This is a genomic window from Porticoccaceae bacterium LTM1, assembly GCA_030252795.1.
Taxonomy (GTDB): Bacteria; Pseudomonadota; Gammaproteobacteria; order Pseudomonadales; family Porticoccaceae; genus SCSIO-12696.
Genome location: CP127080.1, coordinates 135,274 through 153,359 on the forward strand (window position 1 = coordinate 135,274; position 18,086 = coordinate 153,359).

At 51.9% G+C, this 18,086-nt stretch carries 15 protein-coding genes; 13 read left to right on the plus strand and 2 right to left on the minus strand.

Annotated elements, in window-relative coordinates:
- Positions 1-28: 28 nt before the first annotated feature.
- Positions 29-682, minus strand: a complete 654-nt coding sequence (locus QP938_00660; GenBank protein ID WIO74446.1) for an HAD family hydrolase — start codon at positions 680-682, stop codon at positions 29-31.
- A gap of 124 nt (positions 683-806) precedes the next feature.
- Here QP938_00660 and rppH point away from each other — a divergent pair, with 124 nt between their 5' ends.
- From rppH to QP938_00715, 11 genes are all read left to right on the plus strand, one after another.
- Positions 807-1,295: an RNA pyrophosphohydrolase gene (rppH, locus tag QP938_00665; GenBank protein WIO74447.1), complete on the plus strand. Its 489-nt coding sequence runs from the start codon at positions 807-809 to the stop codon at positions 1,293-1,295.
- Between the two features lie 13 nt (positions 1,296-1,308).
- A complete protein-coding gene (gene ptsP / locus QP938_00670; protein WIO74448.1) occupies positions 1,309-3,606 on the plus strand; it encodes a phosphoenolpyruvate--protein phosphotransferase in 2,298 nt (765 codons plus the stop codon).
- A 108-nt stretch (positions 3,607-3,714) separates the two neighbouring features.
- Positions 3,715-4,536: a prolipoprotein diacylglyceryl transferase gene (gene lgt / locus QP938_00675; protein WIO75680.1), complete on the plus strand. Its 822-nt coding sequence runs from the start codon at positions 3,715-3,717 to the stop codon at positions 4,534-4,536.
- Positions 4,533-5,366, plus strand: coding sequence for a thymidylate synthase (locus QP938_00680; GenBank protein WIO74449.1), 834 nt, complete (start codon positions 4,533-4,535; stop codon positions 5,364-5,366). The genes lgt and QP938_00680 overlap by 4 nt, the downstream gene beginning before the upstream one ends.
- A 15-nt stretch (positions 5,367-5,381) precedes the next feature.
- Positions 5,382-5,885, plus strand: a complete 504-nt coding sequence (locus tag QP938_00685) for a dihydrofolate reductase (GenBank protein ID WIO74450.1) — start codon at positions 5,382-5,384, stop codon at positions 5,883-5,885.
- A gap of 368 nt (positions 5,886-6,253) precedes the next feature.
- On the plus strand, positions 6,254-7,042 hold the full coding sequence (locus tag QP938_00690) for a DUF3450 domain-containing protein (protein ID WIO74451.1): 789 nt from the start codon (positions 6,254-6,256) through the stop codon (positions 7,040-7,042).
- The gene (locus QP938_00695) at positions 7,042-8,421 is read left to right on the plus strand and encodes a MotA/TolQ/ExbB proton channel family protein (protein ID WIO74452.1); all 1,380 of its coding nucleotides are present in this window, start codon (positions 7,042-7,044) and stop codon (positions 8,419-8,421) included. Before QP938_00690 ends, QP938_00695 begins: the two co-directional genes overlap by 1 nt.
- A 2-nt stretch (positions 8,422-8,423) precedes the next feature.
- Positions 8,424-8,954 carry a MotA/TolQ/ExbB proton channel family protein gene (locus QP938_00700; GenBank protein WIO74453.1) on the plus strand — a complete coding sequence of 177 codons (531 nt, stop codon included), beginning with the start codon at positions 8,424-8,426 and terminating at the stop codon, positions 8,952-8,954.
- Positions 8,955-9,007: 53 nt separating this feature from the next.
- Positions 9,008-9,409 carry a biopolymer transporter ExbD gene (locus tag QP938_00705; GenBank protein ID WIO74454.1) on the plus strand — a complete coding sequence of 134 codons (402 nt, stop codon included), beginning with the start codon at positions 9,008-9,010 and terminating at the stop codon, positions 9,407-9,409.
- Between the two features lie 5 nt (positions 9,410-9,414).
- Positions 9,415-10,032 (plus strand): TonB family protein, encoded by a 618-nt coding sequence (locus QP938_00710; GenBank protein WIO74455.1) that lies wholly within the window; start codon positions 9,415-9,417, stop codon positions 10,030-10,032.
- 352 nt (positions 10,033-10,384) lie between these two features.
- On the plus strand, positions 10,385-11,866 hold the full coding sequence (locus QP938_00715; GenBank protein WIO74456.1) for a hypothetical protein: 1,482 nt from the start codon (positions 10,385-10,387) through the stop codon (positions 11,864-11,866).
- An 82-nt stretch (positions 11,867-11,948) separates the two neighbouring features.
- On the opposite strand, the gene argA is transcribed toward QP938_00715, so the two are convergent.
- Positions 11,949-13,250, minus strand: a complete 1,302-nt coding sequence (argA, locus tag QP938_00720; protein ID WIO74457.1) for an amino-acid N-acetyltransferase — start codon at positions 13,248-13,250, stop codon at positions 11,949-11,951.
- A gap of 143 nt (positions 13,251-13,393) precedes the next feature.
- On the opposite strand from argA, the gene QP938_00725 reads away from it, so the two are divergent.
- Positions 13,394-15,169: a GspE/PulE family protein gene (locus QP938_00725; GenBank protein ID WIO74458.1), complete on the plus strand. Its 1,776-nt coding sequence runs from the start codon at positions 13,394-13,396 to the stop codon at positions 15,167-15,169.
- Positions 15,170-15,177: 8 nt separating this feature from the next.
- A complete protein-coding gene (glnE, locus tag QP938_00730) occupies positions 15,178-18,084 on the plus strand; it encodes a bifunctional [glutamate--ammonia ligase]-adenylyl-L-tyrosine phosphorylase/[glutamate--ammonia-ligase] adenylyltransferase (protein WIO74459.1) in 2,907 nt (968 codons plus the stop codon).
- Positions 18,085-18,086: the final 2 nt, after the last annotated feature.

The following is an 18,086-nucleotide window of genomic DNA, read 5'->3' on the forward strand; positions in this document are numbered from 1 at the left end:
AAAAAGGCGGCCGTTTGGCCGCCTTTTTTTAACGCAATGAAATGATTTCCCACCCTCGCTGCTTAGCTTCCGCTCGCAATTTATCATCCGGATCTACCGCTACCGGATTGTCCACCACTTCCATCAGCGGCAGGTCGTTTATGGAGTCGCTGTAAAACCAGGCTCCTTCCAGATTTTCATCTTTCTCTTGCAGCCAACGGTTCAGCTGCTCGACTTTGCCGTGTTGAAAGGTGTGGCCGCCGGTAATTTTGCCGGTGTAGCTGCCATCAATCATTTCCGGACGTGCCGCAATGATTTCGGTAATGCCCAATTTGTGACATATGGGCTCCACGATAAAACGGTTGGTGGAGGTAATTACCAGCAGGGTGTCCCCGGCTGAGCGATGTTTCTCCAGCAAGGCTTCCGCCTTGGGCTGCCACATCGGGGCGATAACAGCTTCCATAAAGTCACGATGAAAGTCCGCCAGTTCATCAAGGCTGTATTGGGTCAGCGGTCCGACGGCGAATTCGAGGTAGGCCATCGGGTCGAGGGTGCTGTTTACATAGTCCTGATAGAACTGCTCGTTTTTGGCCTCGTATTCGGTTCTGTCCACCAGTTCTCTTTCAACCAGGAATTGTCCCCAGCTGTAGTCGCTATCGCCGTTGATAAGTGTGTGGTCGAGGTCAAAAATGGCCAGTGGCATAGGAATTATCCGGATGTGCGTATCTAGAAGGGAGGTATTGTAGCTCTAACAGCCTGGGAAAAGTAAATTGCCGAATATCAGTAAGTTATGGAACAATGGCTATCTAGGGTCAGGAGAGAGAGAAGTGGTCGATCGAGACGGTTTTCGCCCAAACGTTGGCATCGTGATCTGCAACGACCAAGGGCAACTGTTGTGGGCCAAGCGAGTCGGGCAGGATGCGTGGCAATTCCCCCAGGGGGGAGTAGACCGGGGGGAATCCCCGGAGCAAGCACTGTACCGCGAGCTCTATGAAGAGGTGGGGCTCACCGAAGCAGATGTTGAAATTCTGGCCAGCACACGTGGCTGGCTGCGGTACAAATTGCCGAAAAAGTACATTCGCCGAAATTCCAAGCCGCTATGCATTGGTCAAAAGCAGAAGTGGTTTTTGCTGAAGTTGACCGGTGATGAGCAGCAAATTCGTTTTGACTGTGGTCACAAAGCCGAATTTGATGGCTGGAAATGGGTGAACTATTGGTATCCGGTCGATAAAGTGGTGGACTTCAAGCGCGATGTCTACCGCCGTGCTTTAAAAGAGCTTGCCCAGACGCAGGTTGAGCTAGAGCGCCGACTATAAAGGAGACGTAATTGTGCTGGACCAGTTGCGCAGTATTGTTCAGGAGGTAAACACCGCCGCGAATCTGACGGAGGTACTGAATATTGCTGCGCAGCGGGTAAAGGAAGTGATGAATGTGGGCAGCTGCACAATCTTCCTTCACGAGCCTGAAAACAAACGTTTTGTACTTCGTGCTACCGATGGTTTCCATAAAGAGTCTATCGGTAAGGTAAAAATCCCTGAAGGGCAGGGTCTTGTTGGTCTTGTGGCCAGCAAGGAAGAGCCCATCAATCTGGAAAACGCTTCCGAACACCCCAGTTATGCCTACTTCCCGGAAACCGGTGAGGAGCGATACACGTCATTTCTGGGGGCTCCCATCATTCATCACCGCAAGGTGTTGGGCGTAATGTTTGCCCAGCAGGAGGAGCGCCGTCGCTTCGACGAAGGGGAGGAGGCGTTCATGGTGACTATTTGTGCCCAGCTCGCGGGTGCTATTGCTCATGCAGAAGCTACCGGTGAGTTGCGAGCCCAGTTGGCTCGTTCGCGAGGTGAAGGGCTGGCTGCTGGCAGGGTGCAGGAGATTGTTCTCAATGGTGTCCCCAGTGCGCCAGGAATTGCCATCGGTACAGCGGTGGTAGTGGCGGTAGCTGCGGATTTGCGAACGGTGCCCAGGCGTTATATTGAAGACGTGGAAGCCGAACTTAAGCTTTTCAAGCAGGCAATTCGTCGCACCAAAGAGGATCTTCACTCCCTGGACAGCAGTCTGGTTAACAAGCTCAGCTCCAGTGAGAGGGCGCTGTTTGGCGTTTATATCAGCATGCTGGATGATCACTCCCTCAGTGATGAGGTAACTAAGCTGATCAAAGGCAAGTTAGCCGCCCAGAGTGCCTGGAGTCAGGTGATCAAAGAGCATGTGCGCAACTTCGAGCAGATGCAGGATCCCTATTTACGAGAGCGCGCTTCCGATGTGCGTGACCTGGGTCGCCGGGTTCTGACTCACCTGCAACAAGCCCAATCCCCCAATATTGAATATCCGGACAATACCATTCTGGTGGGAGAGGAGCTGGCTGCCCCAATGCTGGCAGATGTGCCGCACGACAAGCTGGCTGGAATGATTTCTGTTCGCGGTTCGCGCAACTCTCACATGGCAATTCTCGGTCGGGCACTTGGGGTGCCAACGGTGATGGGTGCTGTGGATCTGCCGCTGGAAGAGCTCGATGGTTGTGAGCTTGTGGTCGATGGCCATCGCGGCCGGGTAGTGATCAACGTCTCTGACCCGGTTCGTAAAAGCTATGAGCACCAGCGCGAGGAAGAGTGCCTACTGGCAGCAGATTTGGAAGAGCTGCGCGACCAGCCCTGTGTCACTTCCGATAATCACCGCATCAGTTTGTGGGTAAATACGGGCCTTCGCATCGACACCATGCTGTCTCTTGACCGAGGTGCGGAAGGCGTTGGTTTGTATCGGACCGAAGTGCCATTTTTGATGCATGAGCGATTTCCCTCCGAGGAAGAGCAGCGCCAGATCTATAGAGAACAACTGGAAATGTTTGCGCCTCGTCCGGTCACAATGCGCACTCTGGATATCGGTGGTGACAAGGCTCTGCCCTATTTCCCTATCGAAGAAGCAAACCCGTTTCTGGGTTGGCGCGGAATAAGAGTCACTTTAGACCACCCGGAGATTTTTCTTAGCCAGTTACGGGCGATGATGAAAGCATCATTGGGCCTTAATAACTTGCGCATTATGTTGCCAATGATTTCCAGTGTGTCGGAGCTGGAGGCAGCTATCCTGTTGATCGATCGCGCCTATAATGAGCTGACTCAGGAAGAGGGTTTTGAGCTGGAGCGCCCTAAAGTGGGGGCCATGCTGGAAGTTCCGGCGGCGGTGTACCAGACGCGCGAAATAGCCAAAAGGGTGGATTTCCTGTCGGTAGGTACAAATGACCTTACCCAGTACCTTCTGGCGGTAGATCGCAACAACCCTCGTGTTGCAGACCTTTACCACACCTTTCACCCCGCATTGTTGAATGCATTGAAAATGATTATCGATGGCGCCCTTCAGGAGAACTGCCAGGTCAGTGTTTGTGGCGAGATGGCAGGTGATCCACTGGGGGCCGTATTGTTGATAGGCATGGGATACGACGTGCTGTCGATGAGTTCGGCCAACTTGCTAAGGGTTAAATCCATTTTGCGTTATGTCAGCCTTGAGGAGGCGCAGCAACTGGTGTCTGAGGCATTGCTGTTGCCGGATACCAGCTCGGTGCTGGCGCAGCTGGAGCAGAAGCTGTCACGTCCTGAACTGGAGCGTTTGTTGAGGACATCTGCAGTGAACTGAGCTGCAGACCAGGGATTAGCCCAGAGTGTTGCACGAGGTATCTCTAGTCATAGGTTGTTGTGTAGTATCATCTCCCTTCATATTTACGGTCAGTAGTCGGAAACCATAATAATGATTCATCCAAACTTTAACCCTGTGGCGCTCGACCTTGGGTTTGTCAAAATCCATTGGTACGGAATTATGTATCTTCTGGGCTTTGCTGCCGCCTGGCTGCTGGCTCGCAAGCGCTGTCGTCAGGATTGGTCGCCGATTAACAAGGCCCAGATAGAAGACCTGATTGTCTATTGTGCCTTCGGTGTGATTATCGGAGGGCGGCTGGGTTATGTCCTTTTCTACAATATGGGAACCTGGCTGGATGACCCAGTCTATCTGTTCCGCATTTGGGAAGGCGGTATGTCCTTCCACGGTGGCATGCTGGGGGTGGTAGGCGCAATTTGGGTGTACAGCCGCCGTATCAAAACATCATTCTGGAAGCTGGGTGATTTCGTAGTGCCATTGGTGCCTATTGGTCTCGGCCTTGGTCGTCTTGGCAACTTTATCGGCCAGGAGCTGTGGGGGCGTGAAACCGAGGGTTGGTGGGGCATGAAATTTCCGAACGACCCGGATTTTCTGCTCCGTCACCCATCCCAGTTGTACGAGTTTTTCCTGGAAGGTGTTGTGCTGTTCACAGTGCTGTTCTGGTTCAGTCGCAGGCAGCGGCCGACAGGCACAATTGCCGGGCTGTTTTTGCTGTTGTATGGCCTGTTCCGGTTCGCTGTGGAGTTTGCCCGCGAACCCGATAGTCATTTGAAAGACGAGCTCTTGTTTGGTTGGATGACCCGTGGGCAGACGCTCTGCCTGCCGATGATAGCTGTTGGCATCATATTAATTATCTGGGCTTGCTGGGCGCATCGTCGCCAGGCTGCCGTTGCTGAGGGGAGTAAAGCGTGAAGGCCTATTTGGATCTTTTGCAGGATGTGCTTGATAACGGTGTCGAGAAAGGTGATCGAACTGGCACTGGAACCAAATCGGTGTTTGGTCGCATGGTGCGCTACGACCTGGCGGAAGGGTTTCCGCTGCTGACCACCAAAAAGCTGCATATCCGCTCAATTCTTCATGAGTTGTTGTGGTTTCTCAACGGAGAAACCAATATCAAATACCTGAAGGATAATGGCGTCAGTATCTGGGATGAGTGGGCAACCCCGGAAGGTGAGCTGGGGCCTGTGTATGGTTATCAGTGGCGCCACTGGCCGGATGGCGAGGGTGGTCATATCGACCAGATTGCGGAATTGGTAGAGGGTTTGAAGAATAACCCGAACAGTCGCCGTCATATCTTTCATGCCTGGAATGTGGCGCAGTTGCCCGATGAGTCCAAAAAACCCTGGGAAAATGCCGCTGAAGGCCGTATGGCGCTGCCGCCTTGCCATCTGCTGTATCAGTTTTATGTGGCGGACAACAAATTGTCGGCAATGCTGTACATTCGCTCCAATGACCTGTTCTTGGGTAACCCCTACAACACAGCCAGTCTGGCGTTCCTCACTCATATGTTGGCTCAGCAGTGTGGCTATGAGCCGGGAGAGATTGTAATCAGTATGGCGGATTTACACCTCTACCAGAATCACCTGGAGCAGGCGCGTACCCAGTTGCAGCGTGAACCACGCAAGTTGCCGAAACTGGTAATTCATCGCAAGCCGGAGTCGATCTTTGATTATCGGTTCGAAGACTTTGAAATTGTCGATTACGATCCGCATCCACATATCTCAGCACCGATCGCGGTTTGATTCATGGGAGTTGATATGAAGATTGCACTCGTGGTGGCGATGGCCAGAAATGGCGTAATAGGACGGGAAAACCAACTCCCTTGGCACCTGCCGGAAGATCTTAAGTACTTTAAGTCGGTAACCATGGGGAAGCCGATCATAATGGGGCGAAAAACCTATGACTCCATTGGTCGGCCGTTGCCGGGGCGCACCAATATTGTGATCACCCGGGACACCAAGTGGCGAGCTGATGGAGTGGAGGTGGTTCATTCACTGGATCAGGCGCTGGCACTGGCGACAGAAGTGGCTGATCGTGATGGAGTCGACGAGTTGATCGTCATGGGAGGGGGCGAGATTTATCGTCAGTCGCTGGAGCGAGCAAATCGGCTTTACATTACAGAAGTAGATGCTGATGTCGACGGAGATGCGCGGTTTCCGACCTTCAATATTGACCAGTGGCCTGAGATAAAACGTACACCAGGCGCGCCGGGTGGGACTTATCCTTATGCATTTGTGGTCAGGGACAAGATAACCGCCTAAGCTAATAGGGCTAACGGGTTTAGGAAGCAGCTGTTACCTTTGTTTCTTAAAACCCTGTCACCTAAAACAATCAACTCTTTGAACGACTGGTCTCATGCTCGTCCAAAAGGGTGAAAACAGTAGTCGCATTCCTATGGGTATGCGCAATTTTTAGACAAAAATTTGGTTTGAATATGCTGTTACCTAAGGTAACAGGTGAGTTTTAGTTACAGGGCCAAACAGGCTTTTGATTGCTAAAACATGGTTGGGTTGTTAATAATGACGCCCCCCAGCTTCTATGAGAAGCGCAAATAGACCACCCGGAGAAACCGAGGTGGCTGGCAAAAAGACAGATTTCCAAACTGCTTAAGACCCACATCGAGGGAAGTATGAAACAGCATCGACTGAAAGTGATGGCTCTTGCCACCGCACTGGCGACCGGCGCTATGGGCGCTGTAACCGTGCAGGCTGGCAGTGTCAAAGACGTTCTCAAAGAAGGCAAAGAGAAGGTTGCTTCCTCTGCCGCGTCTCAGAAACGCATCGACAAGATTGCCGAGCAAACCGACAACATTGCGGTGGATTTCGACACTGTTAACAAACAGATTGAAAGCACCCGTCTCTATAACGAGACGCTGGAACTGCAAATTGCTCACCAAGAGCGTCAAATGGCCAACATCCGCAAGAACATCGACAATGTTCAGGAAACCCAGCGCGAAATGCCGCCGCTGACAATCCGCATGGTTGATGCTGTGGAGAACTATATTCAACTGGATCTGCCATTCCGTCTTGACGAGCGTCGTAATGCAGTTGAACAGCTGCGCAATGACATCGGCCGTTCCGATATGACCGTGGCTGAGAAATTCCGCCGTGTGCTTGAAGTTTACAAATATGAGCTTGAATACGGTGCCGTTGGTTCGCTGGATACCTACAGCCAGGAAATCGAGATCGACGGCGTGGTTAAGCAAGTAGATATCCTTCGCCTGGGTCGTGTCGCTCTGTGCTACCAGACCAAGGACAAAGAGCACACTGGTGTCTGGGATCAGGATAACCGTCAATGGGTTGAGCTGGACGCAGGTACTTACCGTAGCGCTGTTGCCAATGCCATTCGTATCGCCAAGAAAACGGCCACTCGTGACATCCTGACTTTGCCGGTTAAAGCTCCGGAGGTAGCACAATAATGAACAAGCGTATTTTACAACGTGGCCTGGCGGCTGTTTTCGCTGGCCTGATTAGTGTTTCAGCGATTGCAGCAAGTAGCGATGAGCCGGCTAAAAGTATTGATGAGCTGATTCAGCTGATCAAAAACAAAAAGCTCAGCGAAACCAAGGAACAGGCTCAACGTGAAGCCGAGTTCAAGCGTGAGCGTGCCAACCAGCAGCGTCTGCTGGATCAGGCAAAAGCTACCCTGAAAGCTGAAGAAGCCCGTTCAGACAGGCTGGAAAAACAGTTTGCCGATAACGAGCGCGCTATCACCAATCTGCAAGACCAGTATGAAGAGCGCCTGGGCTCCCTGAAAGAGCTGTTTGGTCACCTTTCTGCTGCCGCTGGCGACGTTGCATCGACTATTGATCGCTCATTGGTGAGCGTCCAGTACCCGAATCGCAGCAAACAGCTGGCTGATCTGATTACCAAAACTTCAGGTTCAGTAAAAGAGCTGCCTTCTGTAGAAGAGATCGAAGCCATGTGGCTGCTGATGTACGAAGAGATGGCAGAAGCTGCGAAAGTGGTTAAGTTCACTACCAGTTTCTACGATGAAGGTGAAAAAGTAGAGCGCGAAGTGGTTCGTATTGGTACCTACGGCATTGCTTCTGAAGGTGAATACCTCAACTACGATAATGGCACTTTGTCTACTTTGCCGCGTCAGCCGCAAACCAAGTACACCAGCTCCATTGAATCCCTGCAGAACTCTTCAAGTGGCTTCAATGCTACCGGTATTGACCCTTCCGGTGCCCAGGGTGACACCTTGATGACTGCCCTGGTGGACCTGCCGACCATTCCCGAGAAATGGCATGAAGGTGGCATCGTGGGTTACATTATCTCCGGTATCGGTGTGGTAGCTATCCTGCTGGCCCTGTGGCGCTACATGGTTCTTTCTGGCTTGTCTGCCCGTGTGAACAGCCAGTTGCGTGATACTACACAAGCTAACACCAATAACCCGCTGGGTCGCGTCTTGAAGGTAGCCCAGGAAAATCCGGGTATGGATGCTGAGTCACTGGAACTGAAACTCCACGAAGCCGTGCTGAAAGAGCGTCCGGCCATTGAGTCAGGTCTCAACCTGCTGAAGATTATCGCCATGGTTGCACCGCTGCTGGGTCTGTTGGGTACCGTGACCGGTATGATCGTGACCTTCCAGCAAATCACCATCTTTGGTGCTGGTGACCCGAAAAACATGGCTGGTGGTATCTCCCAGGCGCTGGTAACTACTGTACTGGGTCTGTGTGTTGCGATTCCAACTGTACTGCTGCACACCTTCGTTAATGGCCGCGCACAGCGCATCCTCCACGTGTTGGAAGAGCAAAGCGCCGGCATTGTGGCTGAGAACGCCGAGGGCCGTTAATCATGTACGCATTGATGGATGCCCTTGAAGGCATCGGGGACTTCATTAACATGGGCGGGGAAGTACTTAAGTACTGCATTGTCCCGCTGTTGTTACTGCTCTGGACCCTGATCTTCGAGCGCGTGTGGTACTTCAAGACATCCCTGAAAGGGGATGTCCAGGCCGCCATCGATACATGGGAGGAGCGTGCTGAACGCCGCTCCAAGCGCGCCCATCAGGTGCGTGAAGCCATCATTTCCCGAGTGAGCATAAAGATCGATGAAAATATGACACTGATCAAAACCCTGGTAGCCCTGGCGCCGCTGTTTGGCCTCATGGGTACCGTATGGGGGATGATCAATGTATTCGATATTATGGGAATCACCGGTGGTGGTGACGCCAAGTCGATGGCTAGCGGTGTGTTCAAGGCAACGATTCCTACCATGTCTGGTATGGTGACGGCAATCTCCGGGGTGTTTGGTTACACCTATCTGGACAGGGTTACCGCACGTGAGAAATCGTTGCTGGAAGACCATCTGACCATGGATCACTGATTGGGATACCTCCCTGCGGGGAGGTATTTCAGCCTGAAATATGAGAGTTAATCATGCGCGATAAGTCACGCAGAGCACCCGAGCAAGGCCAGGCCATTGACCTGACACCCATGCTCGACGTGGTGTTTATCATGTTGATCTTTTTCATTGTGACCGCGACATTTATCAAGACTCCTGGACAGGAAGTTGATAAATCAATTGCCAAAACCGACAAAATTATTGCAACGTCGGTACTTGTGGCAATTACCGATAGCAATGAAATCTATATCGACAAGAAGAAAATTGAAGAAAGTGAGGTCAAACTGGCTATCCAACGTCTTTACTTGGAAAACCCAAAAGGTGGTCTGGTGATAATTGCAGACGCTGCCTCAAATCTTGAAAAAGTCGCTCTGGTAGCCGACGCAGCCAAAGAGCTGAATATCCCCAAGATCGCCGTATCTACTAGGAAGGAGTAACAGATATGAAGTCAGCACGTTATGGGCTATCTGTGATCCTGGGAATCGCGGTCACAGGTGGATTACTTGTACTTATGTACACACTCATTGAAATGGGTGATGTTGATAAGAAACCGCCAGAAGATCGTCGAATTGTCGATATTTGGCAGGAAGATGTTGAGCTTGAAGCCAACCTGAAAGTACTTAAGCCGAAGAAACCCAACGAAGTCATTGAGCCGCCGCCCAAGGTGCCTCGTGAGAATCTGGATGTTAAAGATGTCGTTGAAGTGGTACAGCTGAACATGCCTGTGATGGATGTGAAAGGTGCCATTCAGGTCGGTGGTATGGGTGGCGATGGTGAATACATCCCCATTGTGAAGATTGCTCCACAGTACCCTCAAAATGCTCTCCAACGTGGAGTTGAAGGCTACGTGGTCGTCGAATTCACAATCACAACAAGCGGTTCGGTTGTTGATCCGGTTGTGGTTGAAGCGAAGGACAGCAAAGGGCGTGATACCAGCATCTTTAACCGCTCGGCACTTCGTGCGGCAACTAAGCTCAAGTATAAGCCTCGGGTAGTCGATGGCGACCCGGTGGAAGTGGCTGGAGTTCTTCACAAATTCACATTTGAACTTGAAAAGTAATAGTACTGTTCCAGGCTATTTGGCCTGGTTCGGGCGAAGTAATTACTTTTGTATGAATGCGTGAAAATAACTAGAACAACAATCACAAAATTGGCAGCCAGTTCGGGTGCTGCGGTGGTGCCAGGCATAACAATGCCATGACTGCCTGCAACGGCTTATGTAGAGGATGAAAATCATCACCTCAATCAGTTGCAGGTAGTCAGCCTCGCGGTCAGTTAGTGTCAACTCGAGCCCAAGGCGGTAGATGTGCCAAACGTGTTGCGCAAGATTGGCTTGATACTAGATTCACATTAATGATATTGAATTTGGCAAGTCATAGCGCACATTGAACATATCGGAGTAACGGTAAACGATGAGATTCACAATCAGAAACTTGCAAAAAGCCATCGGTATGGCTGCGCTGACCTTGGCAGTATATTCGGCGCCAGCAGTTTTGGCACCAATTGCTGATCTGGGTGGGGTAGTAGCTGCCGAGGAAGAAACACCGTCCAAGTATGCCAAAACCAAGACCAAGCGCTTTCAAGCAATGAGCCAGCGCTTTTACGAGATGCAAACCAAGATTTGGGAAGCTATCAACGGCAAAAAAGACGAAAAAACCGAGAAGGTTATTGAGCAACCGAACCTGCCAAAGGCTCGTGAGTATCTCGATGAACTTAAAGAGCGTTTTTCGCGCTATAACGATGCCGAGAAAGCTGCGTATTGGACAATGGAATCTGTCTATTGGTACAACAAGGAGCAATTCCCGAAAGTTATTCAGGCGTATGAGGAATTTCTCAAGTATCACGAAGCTGTGCCTCTGTCACAGGTTTCTAATGCCCTGAAAACTCTTGGCCAGCTCTATCTGCAGGATGGCAATTTTAATAAAGCCCTGGAGTACCTGTACGAGTGGAAAGGGATCGCTGAAATATTTACAGCTTCAGACAAGTACACACTGGCACAGGCACACTTTGTTGCTTTCCAGTACCACTCTGACCGTCAGGAAGAATTTCAAAAGAGTGGTCGCGCCAATGACGCTAAAACAGAATCTGCAAAAGCCAGCGACCACATGGCCAAAACATTGCGCTGGTTGGAACAGGCAATTGCCGATTTTGAAGCAGAAGCCAAAACTCCTGAAGAGTCTTGGTGGGTTCTGCAGCGTTACTGCTATTACTACAAAAAAGACATCCGCAAAGTCGCAGATATTCTCGTCAATCTGGTAAGCCATTACCCGAAGGTTAAGTACTGGGAACAGTTAGGTACTGTATACAGTGAGTTGGAGCGGCCGATGGATCATCTCGTCGCCCATGACAGTCTGTTTATGCAGGAGAAGCTGACACAGGAAGGCTATCTGAAAAACCTGGCCTACCTCTACCTGCAGATGGAAGCTCCTTACGAGGCGGCACAAGTTCTGCAGTGGGGTTTGGATAATGGGCACCTGCCTAAAACCATCAAAAACTACGATGTTCTGTCACAAGCTTATTACAATTCCCGGGAGACAGATAAAGCCATCCCGGTATTGGAACGTGCTGCAGACATGTCCGAAGACGGTCGTTTGATGGAGCGTTTGGTGACCATGTACAGCGTGGTGCGTAGAGACAAAGAAGTTATTGAAACTGCCAAGAAAGCCATTGCTAAAGGTAACCTGAAGAATGAAGGCCAAACCTGGATATACATGGGAATTTCCCATTATTACCTGAAGCAATACTCTGCTGCCGAAAAAGCGTTTGTTAAAGCAAAGAAATTTGACAAAACCAAAAAGCAAGCAGAGAACTGGGTTTCATATGTTGAAGATGAGCGCACTCGATTAAAAGCGTTGGATGATATGCGCAAGAGTTTGCAGCAAGCTGCTAACTAATAAAAAGCCGGCTGAAAAGCCGGCTTTTTTTTGAGTGTAAAGTGAGCGGAATTTGGTGGGGTGGGATTTAGAGAAACAACCCTTATATCCCTTTTACCAGCACCTTTGATTTACGCTGTAAGTTGTACAATGACTGACGCGGCTCGGGAAGCTGACTGGCATCAGTGAGCTGGAAACCTTGCTCAACAAACCAGTGTGCTGTGTGAGTGGTTAAAACAAATAGCTGGGTCATGCTCTGTCTGGATGCAATTTCTTCAATATGCGCCAGTAACCGTTTAGCAAGCCCCCGATTTTGAAATTCCGAATGACTTACCAGGCAAGCCAGTTCACCAGATTGCTTGTTAATCGGGTAAAGCGCCCCACACCCGACCAGCATACCTTCAGGGTGAACCATAACGAAAAAGCGGGAGATCTCTGCCTCCAGTAACTCCCTTGATCGCTTGACCAAAACGCCACGCTCTTCAAGGGGCGCGATCAAATCCAAAATACCACCAACATCGTCGATGGTTGCCTGACGAATGTGCTCTTGACTCTCCTTCAGGATAAGGGTGCCAGCGCCTTCACGGGTAAACAGTTCCTGCAAAAGTGCCCCTGAACTGGTAAAACCTAGAAGGTGACAGCGAGGTACTCCTTTACTCACGGCCTGATACGCACTGTTGAGTGCGGCAAATTGATCACTGTCGCTTGGCAGTTTTGACTGCCACTGGCTGACATCCGCTAGAGATATCATCTTCTGCAACTGCCCCTGAAGATCCTGAATGCCCTCACCTTCAATGAAATAGAGCAGCTTTTCGGCGTGCAGAGAAATGGCGACTTGCGAGGCAACCTCTTCCAGGCTGAGATTAAAGGCTTCACCAGTCGGGGAGTAGCCAAGTGGCGAGACAATTACTACAGCGCCTTGATTTAATTGATGCTCGATTGCTGTGCGATCGACACGCCTGACTTCGCCGGTATGGTGAAAGTCTACGCCGTTTCGAACACCCAGCGGCTTGGCAGTGACAAAATTTCCGCTGACGACACGAACACTCGCACCATGCATGGGAGAGTTGGGAAGGCCCATCGAAAGCAGCGCCTCAAGGCTGATACGGGTACTGCCAATGGCATCTTTGAGGCATCCCAGAGTGGCCTGGTCCGTAACTCGAATATTGTCGCAAAATTCACTCTTGAGGTTGCAATTGACCATGCGTGCATCTAATTGCGGGCGAGCACCGTGAACCAAAACCACGCGAATACCGAGGGTGTTTAACAGCGTTACATCGTGAATAATGTCGGCAATATTTGGGTGCTCAATAGCTTCGCCACTTAACGCGATAACGAAGGTTTTACCACGGTGGGCATTGATGTAAGGGGATGAGTCCCGAAAAAACTTTACGTAATTTTCCAATGAATCGATTCCTGACAAGGCTGATCAATATCCGCATCTTAACGCCACAAAGCCAATCCTCACAGCAGTTTGCAGGATGTTTGGTGTTCCTGTGGCAAGAGAGGCGCTACAATCGTTTAAAAGTATAACTGTTGGTGGCAAAAATGACTGAAGCGGCGACTTTTGATCGAAAGCTGGATCTGCGCGGTTTACTGCGTGATCTGGAAGAAGACGGTTTGATCAATCGGGAAACCGTGAATGTTATTGCAGGCAGCACGCGAAGTCGTGAACAGGCTTTGCTCCACCCGCTGGTCTACATCGCCAGTCAGCAGCCCGAGGATAATCGCAGGGAAGGCCGCACGCTAACCCTGGATCTGTTGACCGAATGGTTGGCGAATCGTGCCGGTCTTGAAGTGGCGCATATTGATCCGCTGAAAATTAATGTGGCGGCAGTCAGCGAAGTGATGTCCTTTGCGTTTGCAAAACGACATGGCATTTTGTGCATTGATGCGCAAAAGGATGAACTGCTGATCGTAACCGCCGAGCCGTACACGTCAGAGTGGGTGGCCGGACTGGAACAGGTAACCCGCAGAAAAGTGCGACGCGTGGTCGCCAATCCCGCTGATATTGAAAAATACCAGGTTGAATTCTATTCGCTGGCGCGCTCAATTGTGGGCGCCGACAAACAAACCGGAGGCAATACTTCGGCGGTAACCAATTTTGAGCAGCTGATGAAGCTGGGCAATCTCACCAATCCGGATGCCCAGGATCAGCACATCGTGGCGATTGTCGATTGGTTGCTGCAATACGCGTTTGAACAGCGAGCCAGCGATATTCACATTGAGCCGCGTCGCGAGAAGGGCAAAATTCGGTTCCGTATTGACGGCGTACTGCACCTTGTTTACGAGATGCCGTTGCAAATCATGGTGGCGATGACAAGCCGCCTGAAAGTGCTGGCGCGAATGAATGTCGCAGAAAAGCGCAAGCCCCAGGATGGCCGAATAAAAACCATGTCACCGGAAGGTCGCGAGGTGGAACTGCGTCTATCGACACTGCCAACCGCCTTTGGTGAGAAACTGGTAATGCGGATTTTTGACCCCGATGTACTGCTGCGTAGTTTCAGCGAGCTGGGCCTGGTGGGCGAAGACAGCAAGCGCTGGCAGGAAATGGTCAGCCGACCACACGGCATCGTGCTGGTTACCGGCCCGACCGGCTCTGGTAAAACCACCACGCTTTATTCCAGCCTGAAAATGCTGGCCACGGAAAGCGTAAATGTCAGCACCGTGGAAGATCCCATCGAGATGGTAGTGGATAGCTTCAACCAGACTCAGGTGCACCACAAGATTGATCTCGATTTTGCCGCCGGTATTCGAACCCTGCTGCGTCAGGATCCGGACATCATCATGGTGGGCGAGATTCGCGATAGGGAAACAGCTGAAATGGCTACCCAAGCGGCGCTGACTGGCCACTTGGTGATCTCTACCCTGCACACCAATGATGCACCGACGGCTATCAACCGATTACTCGATATTGGTATTCCTGCGCACCTGATTCGCGTGACACTGAACGGGGTGATGGCACAGCGGCTGTTGCGCACGCTCTGCCCGCACTGCAAGGAAAAAGTGCCGCTTGAAGCTGATGCATGGCAGCAACTGGTTCGTCCCTGGAAAGTGGCACCGCCGAAAGAGGTCTATCGCGCAGTAGGTTGTCTGGAGTGTCGCGGCACTGGTTATCTTGGTCGTCAGGGCATCTACGAAATTTTGCCGATGAGCGAAACACTGCGACCAATGATTCAGGAAAACGTCGATCTTGACCAGTTGCGCCTGCAGGCCATGAAAGAGGGGATGCGCACCCTGCGACTGTCCGGTGCCCAGAAAGTGGGCGTGGGGCTAACCTCGATTGAAGAAGTAATGCGGGTGGCTCCCGACTCCGGTAAATAAGGCTGGCGATGTCTACAAACCAAACCCTACCCGATGCCATTCTGGGCGAGTACCAGAAGTGGCGAGAACACTTTTGCCAGACGGGTGGCGAGACTTTGGCAGGCTGGCTCAATGAACAGTCCGCTGGCAATCCCAAATTTTTCCAACAGCTTCAGCTGGTCTGGGGCTGCAGCGACTTTGTTGCTGATTACGCCTGTCGACATTCGCAACGATTTCAGGAGCTGGTGGATAGCGGTGACTTGAACCGCCATTACCCTGCAAAAGAGTGGCGGCAATTTGGCCAAACCCTGCTCGGTAAAGTGAGTGACGAGACCAGCCTGGCCGCAGAGCTACGGCGCTTTCGCAACCGCGAAATGGCGCGCATTATCTGGCGTGACTTTGCCGGTGAGGCCAACCTTGATGCCACCACCGCCGATATGACGGCATTGGCGGAGTGCTGTCTGCAAACTGCACTTGATTACCTCTATCAGAGTGGCTGCACAACATCCGGAGTTCCAATTGGCCAGCGTTCCGGCAAACCACAGCAATTGGTGGTACTGGGCATGGGTAAGCTCGGTGCTGGTGAGCTAAATGTCTCGTCAGATATCGACCTGATCTTTGCATATCCGGAATCCGGTGAAACAGACGACAGTGGCACAGGTCGCTCTCGCAGCAATCACGAGTTTTTTGAGCGTCTGGGTAGAAAATTGATTCAGGCACTGGATGCACGCACCGTCGATGGGTTTGTGTTTCGTGTTGACATGCGGCTTCGTCCCTACGGCGGCAGCGGCCCGCTTGTAGGCAGCTTCGACGCACTGGAAACCTATTATCAAACCCAGGGACGAGACTGGGAGCGCTTTGCGATGATCAAGGCGCGGCCAGTAGCGGGTGATCTGGCCGCGGGACGCAAACTGCTGGAGGCATTGCGACCTTTTACCTATCGCAAATACATCGACTTTGGTGCCATCGAAGCACTGCGAGAAATCAAAGCTCTGATTGAGCACGAGGTACACCGCACGGGTGCGCATAATGATATCAAGCGCGGTGCTGGCGGCATTCGCGAGGTGGAGTTTATCGGGCAGGCATTTCAGTTAATTCGAGGCGGTCGCGATCCGCGGCTGCAGCAGCCGGCTTTGCTGACTGTATTGCCGTTACTGGAAGAGCTGCATGCACTACCCGAGGGTAAGTCCGACGAACTGATCAAAGCCTATCGGTTTTTGCGACGGGTGGAGCACGCAGTACAGGGAATAGCCGATCGTCAAACGCAACAACTGCCGAGTGATGAATTGGGCAGATGGCGGGTGGCAACGCTGAATGAATGTGGCAGTTGGCCCGAATTCGAAAGTGAGCTGTCTGCCCACCGAAAGGTGATTCAGGACGAGTTTGCTCAGGTGGTTTCGGTACCGGTAGGGGAGCGGGGGGCTGAGGACATTCAGGATGTGTCAGCTGGGCAGCTGTTGTGGCAAATGGTACAGCGGGAAAAACCGCTTGCCGAATCATTGGGGGAGCTCGGTTTTGAAGACCCCGAGGGCAGCGAACAGCAATTGTTCGCACTACTGGCCAGCAAACCTATCCAGTTGATGCAAGCCAGTGCCCGCGAGCGACTCGACCGTTTAATGCCCATTTTATTGCTGGGTTGTGCCGAGCAGGAAAATTCATCGCAACTGTTACAACGAGTGTTGAAGCTGGTGGAAGCGGTGGCGCGGCGCAGCGCCTATCTGGCACTGCTGGTAGAGAATCCGGGTGCTTTGCAGCAGTTACTTAGGCTCTGTGCAGCAAGCCCCTGGATCGGCGAACAGATAGCCAGCTGGCCGGCATTGTTGGACGAATTGCTGGATCCGCGCACCCTTTACAGCCCGCACGACAAATTCCAGTTGGCAGATGAATTACGCCAGCAATTATTGCGCATTCCCGAAGATGACCTGGAGGCCCAGCTGGAAGTACTGCGCTACTTCAAGCGCTCCAATAGCCTGCGGGTAGCGGCATGCGAAGTGACTGATGCGCTGCCGCTAATGAAGGTCAGCGACAACCTCACCTGGATTGCTGAAGTGCTGATCGAGCAGGTACTGCAATTGGCCTGGAAGCAACTGGTGGAACGCCATGGCGAGCCCGGTTGGAAAGAGGGCGAACCAAAACCCGGTTTTCTGGTAACCGGTTACGGCAAATTGGGCGGTATCGAGCTGGGCCACAGTTCCGATCTTGACCTGGTGTTTCTCTATCGGGCCGACCCGAACCTGCGCACCAGCGGTGAGCGACCTATCGACAACGCCACATTCTTTCTGCGCCTCGGACAGCGGGTGATACACCTGCTGACCACCCAGACCACTACAGGCGTGCTGTACGAAGTGGATATGCGCCTGCGCCCGTCCGGCAACTCCGGCATGCTGGTTACCACTTTGGCGGGATTTGCCAAGTACCAGCTCAATGATGCCTGGACATGGGAGCACCAGGCATTGGTGCGCGCTCGAGCGATTGCCGGCGATACTGAGCTGGTGAAAGAATTTAACCAGGTCAGGGAACAAGTAATGCTTCAGCCGCGCAGTCAAACAGCGCTGGCCAAAGAAGTGGCCGAGATGCGCAGTAAAATGGCCGAGCATCTCAATAACGCCCCGAGTGACCGCTTTGACCTGAAGCAGGGCAGCGGCGGTATCGTCGATATTGAATTTATGGTTCAATTTGCGGTTTTGGCGTGGGCCAATGAATGCCCCGCACTGGCGCGTTGGAGCGATAATATTCGTATTCTGGAGAGTCTGGCGGAAAGCGGCAAACTGGCCAGCGAACAGGTAGAGCAACTGATAGAAGCTTATAAAACCTATCGTATTGCTGGGCACAAGGCCCAATTGCAACAGCAGCCGGGCACAGTCGATGCCGAACAGTTTATCGAGCAGCGCCAGCAAGTGAGAGCGATCTGGAAGCAGCTGCTGCCAACGCTTTGATT

Bases quoted from the DNA above. Each gene is read 5' to 3' on its own strand.
- glnE (WIO74459.1), top strand. From the start codon at position 15,178: ATGTCTACAAACCAAACCCTACCCGATGCCATTCTGGGCGAGTACCAG.
- QP938_00685 (WIO74450.1), top strand. From the start codon at position 5,382: ATGAAGATTGCACTCGTGGTGGCGATGGCCAGAAATGGCGTAATAGGA.
- QP938_00715 (WIO74456.1), top strand. From the start codon at position 10,385: ATGAGATTCACAATCAGAAACTTGCAAAAAGCCATCGGTATGGCTGCG.
- QP938_00710 (WIO74455.1), top strand. From the start codon at position 9,415: ATGAAGTCAGCACGTTATGGGCTATCTGTGATCCTGGGAATCGCGGTC.
- QP938_00725 (WIO74458.1), top strand. From the start codon at position 13,394: ATGACTGAAGCGGCGACTTTTGATCGAAAGCTGGATCTGCGCGGTTTA.
- QP938_00660 (WIO74446.1), bottom strand. From the start codon at position 682: ATGCCACTGGCCATTTTTGACCTCGACCACACACTTATCAACGGCGAT.
- QP938_00690 (WIO74451.1), top strand. From the start codon at position 6,254: ATGAAACAGCATCGACTGAAAGTGATGGCTCTTGCCACCGCACTGGCG.
- QP938_00705 (WIO74454.1), top strand. From the start codon at position 9,008: ATGCGCGATAAGTCACGCAGAGCACCCGAGCAAGGCCAGGCCATTGAC.
- QP938_00695 (WIO74452.1), top strand. From the start codon at position 7,042: ATGAACAAGCGTATTTTACAACGTGGCCTGGCGGCTGTTTTCGCTGGC.
- QP938_00700 (WIO74453.1), top strand. From the start codon at position 8,424: ATGTACGCATTGATGGATGCCCTTGAAGGCATCGGGGACTTCATTAAC.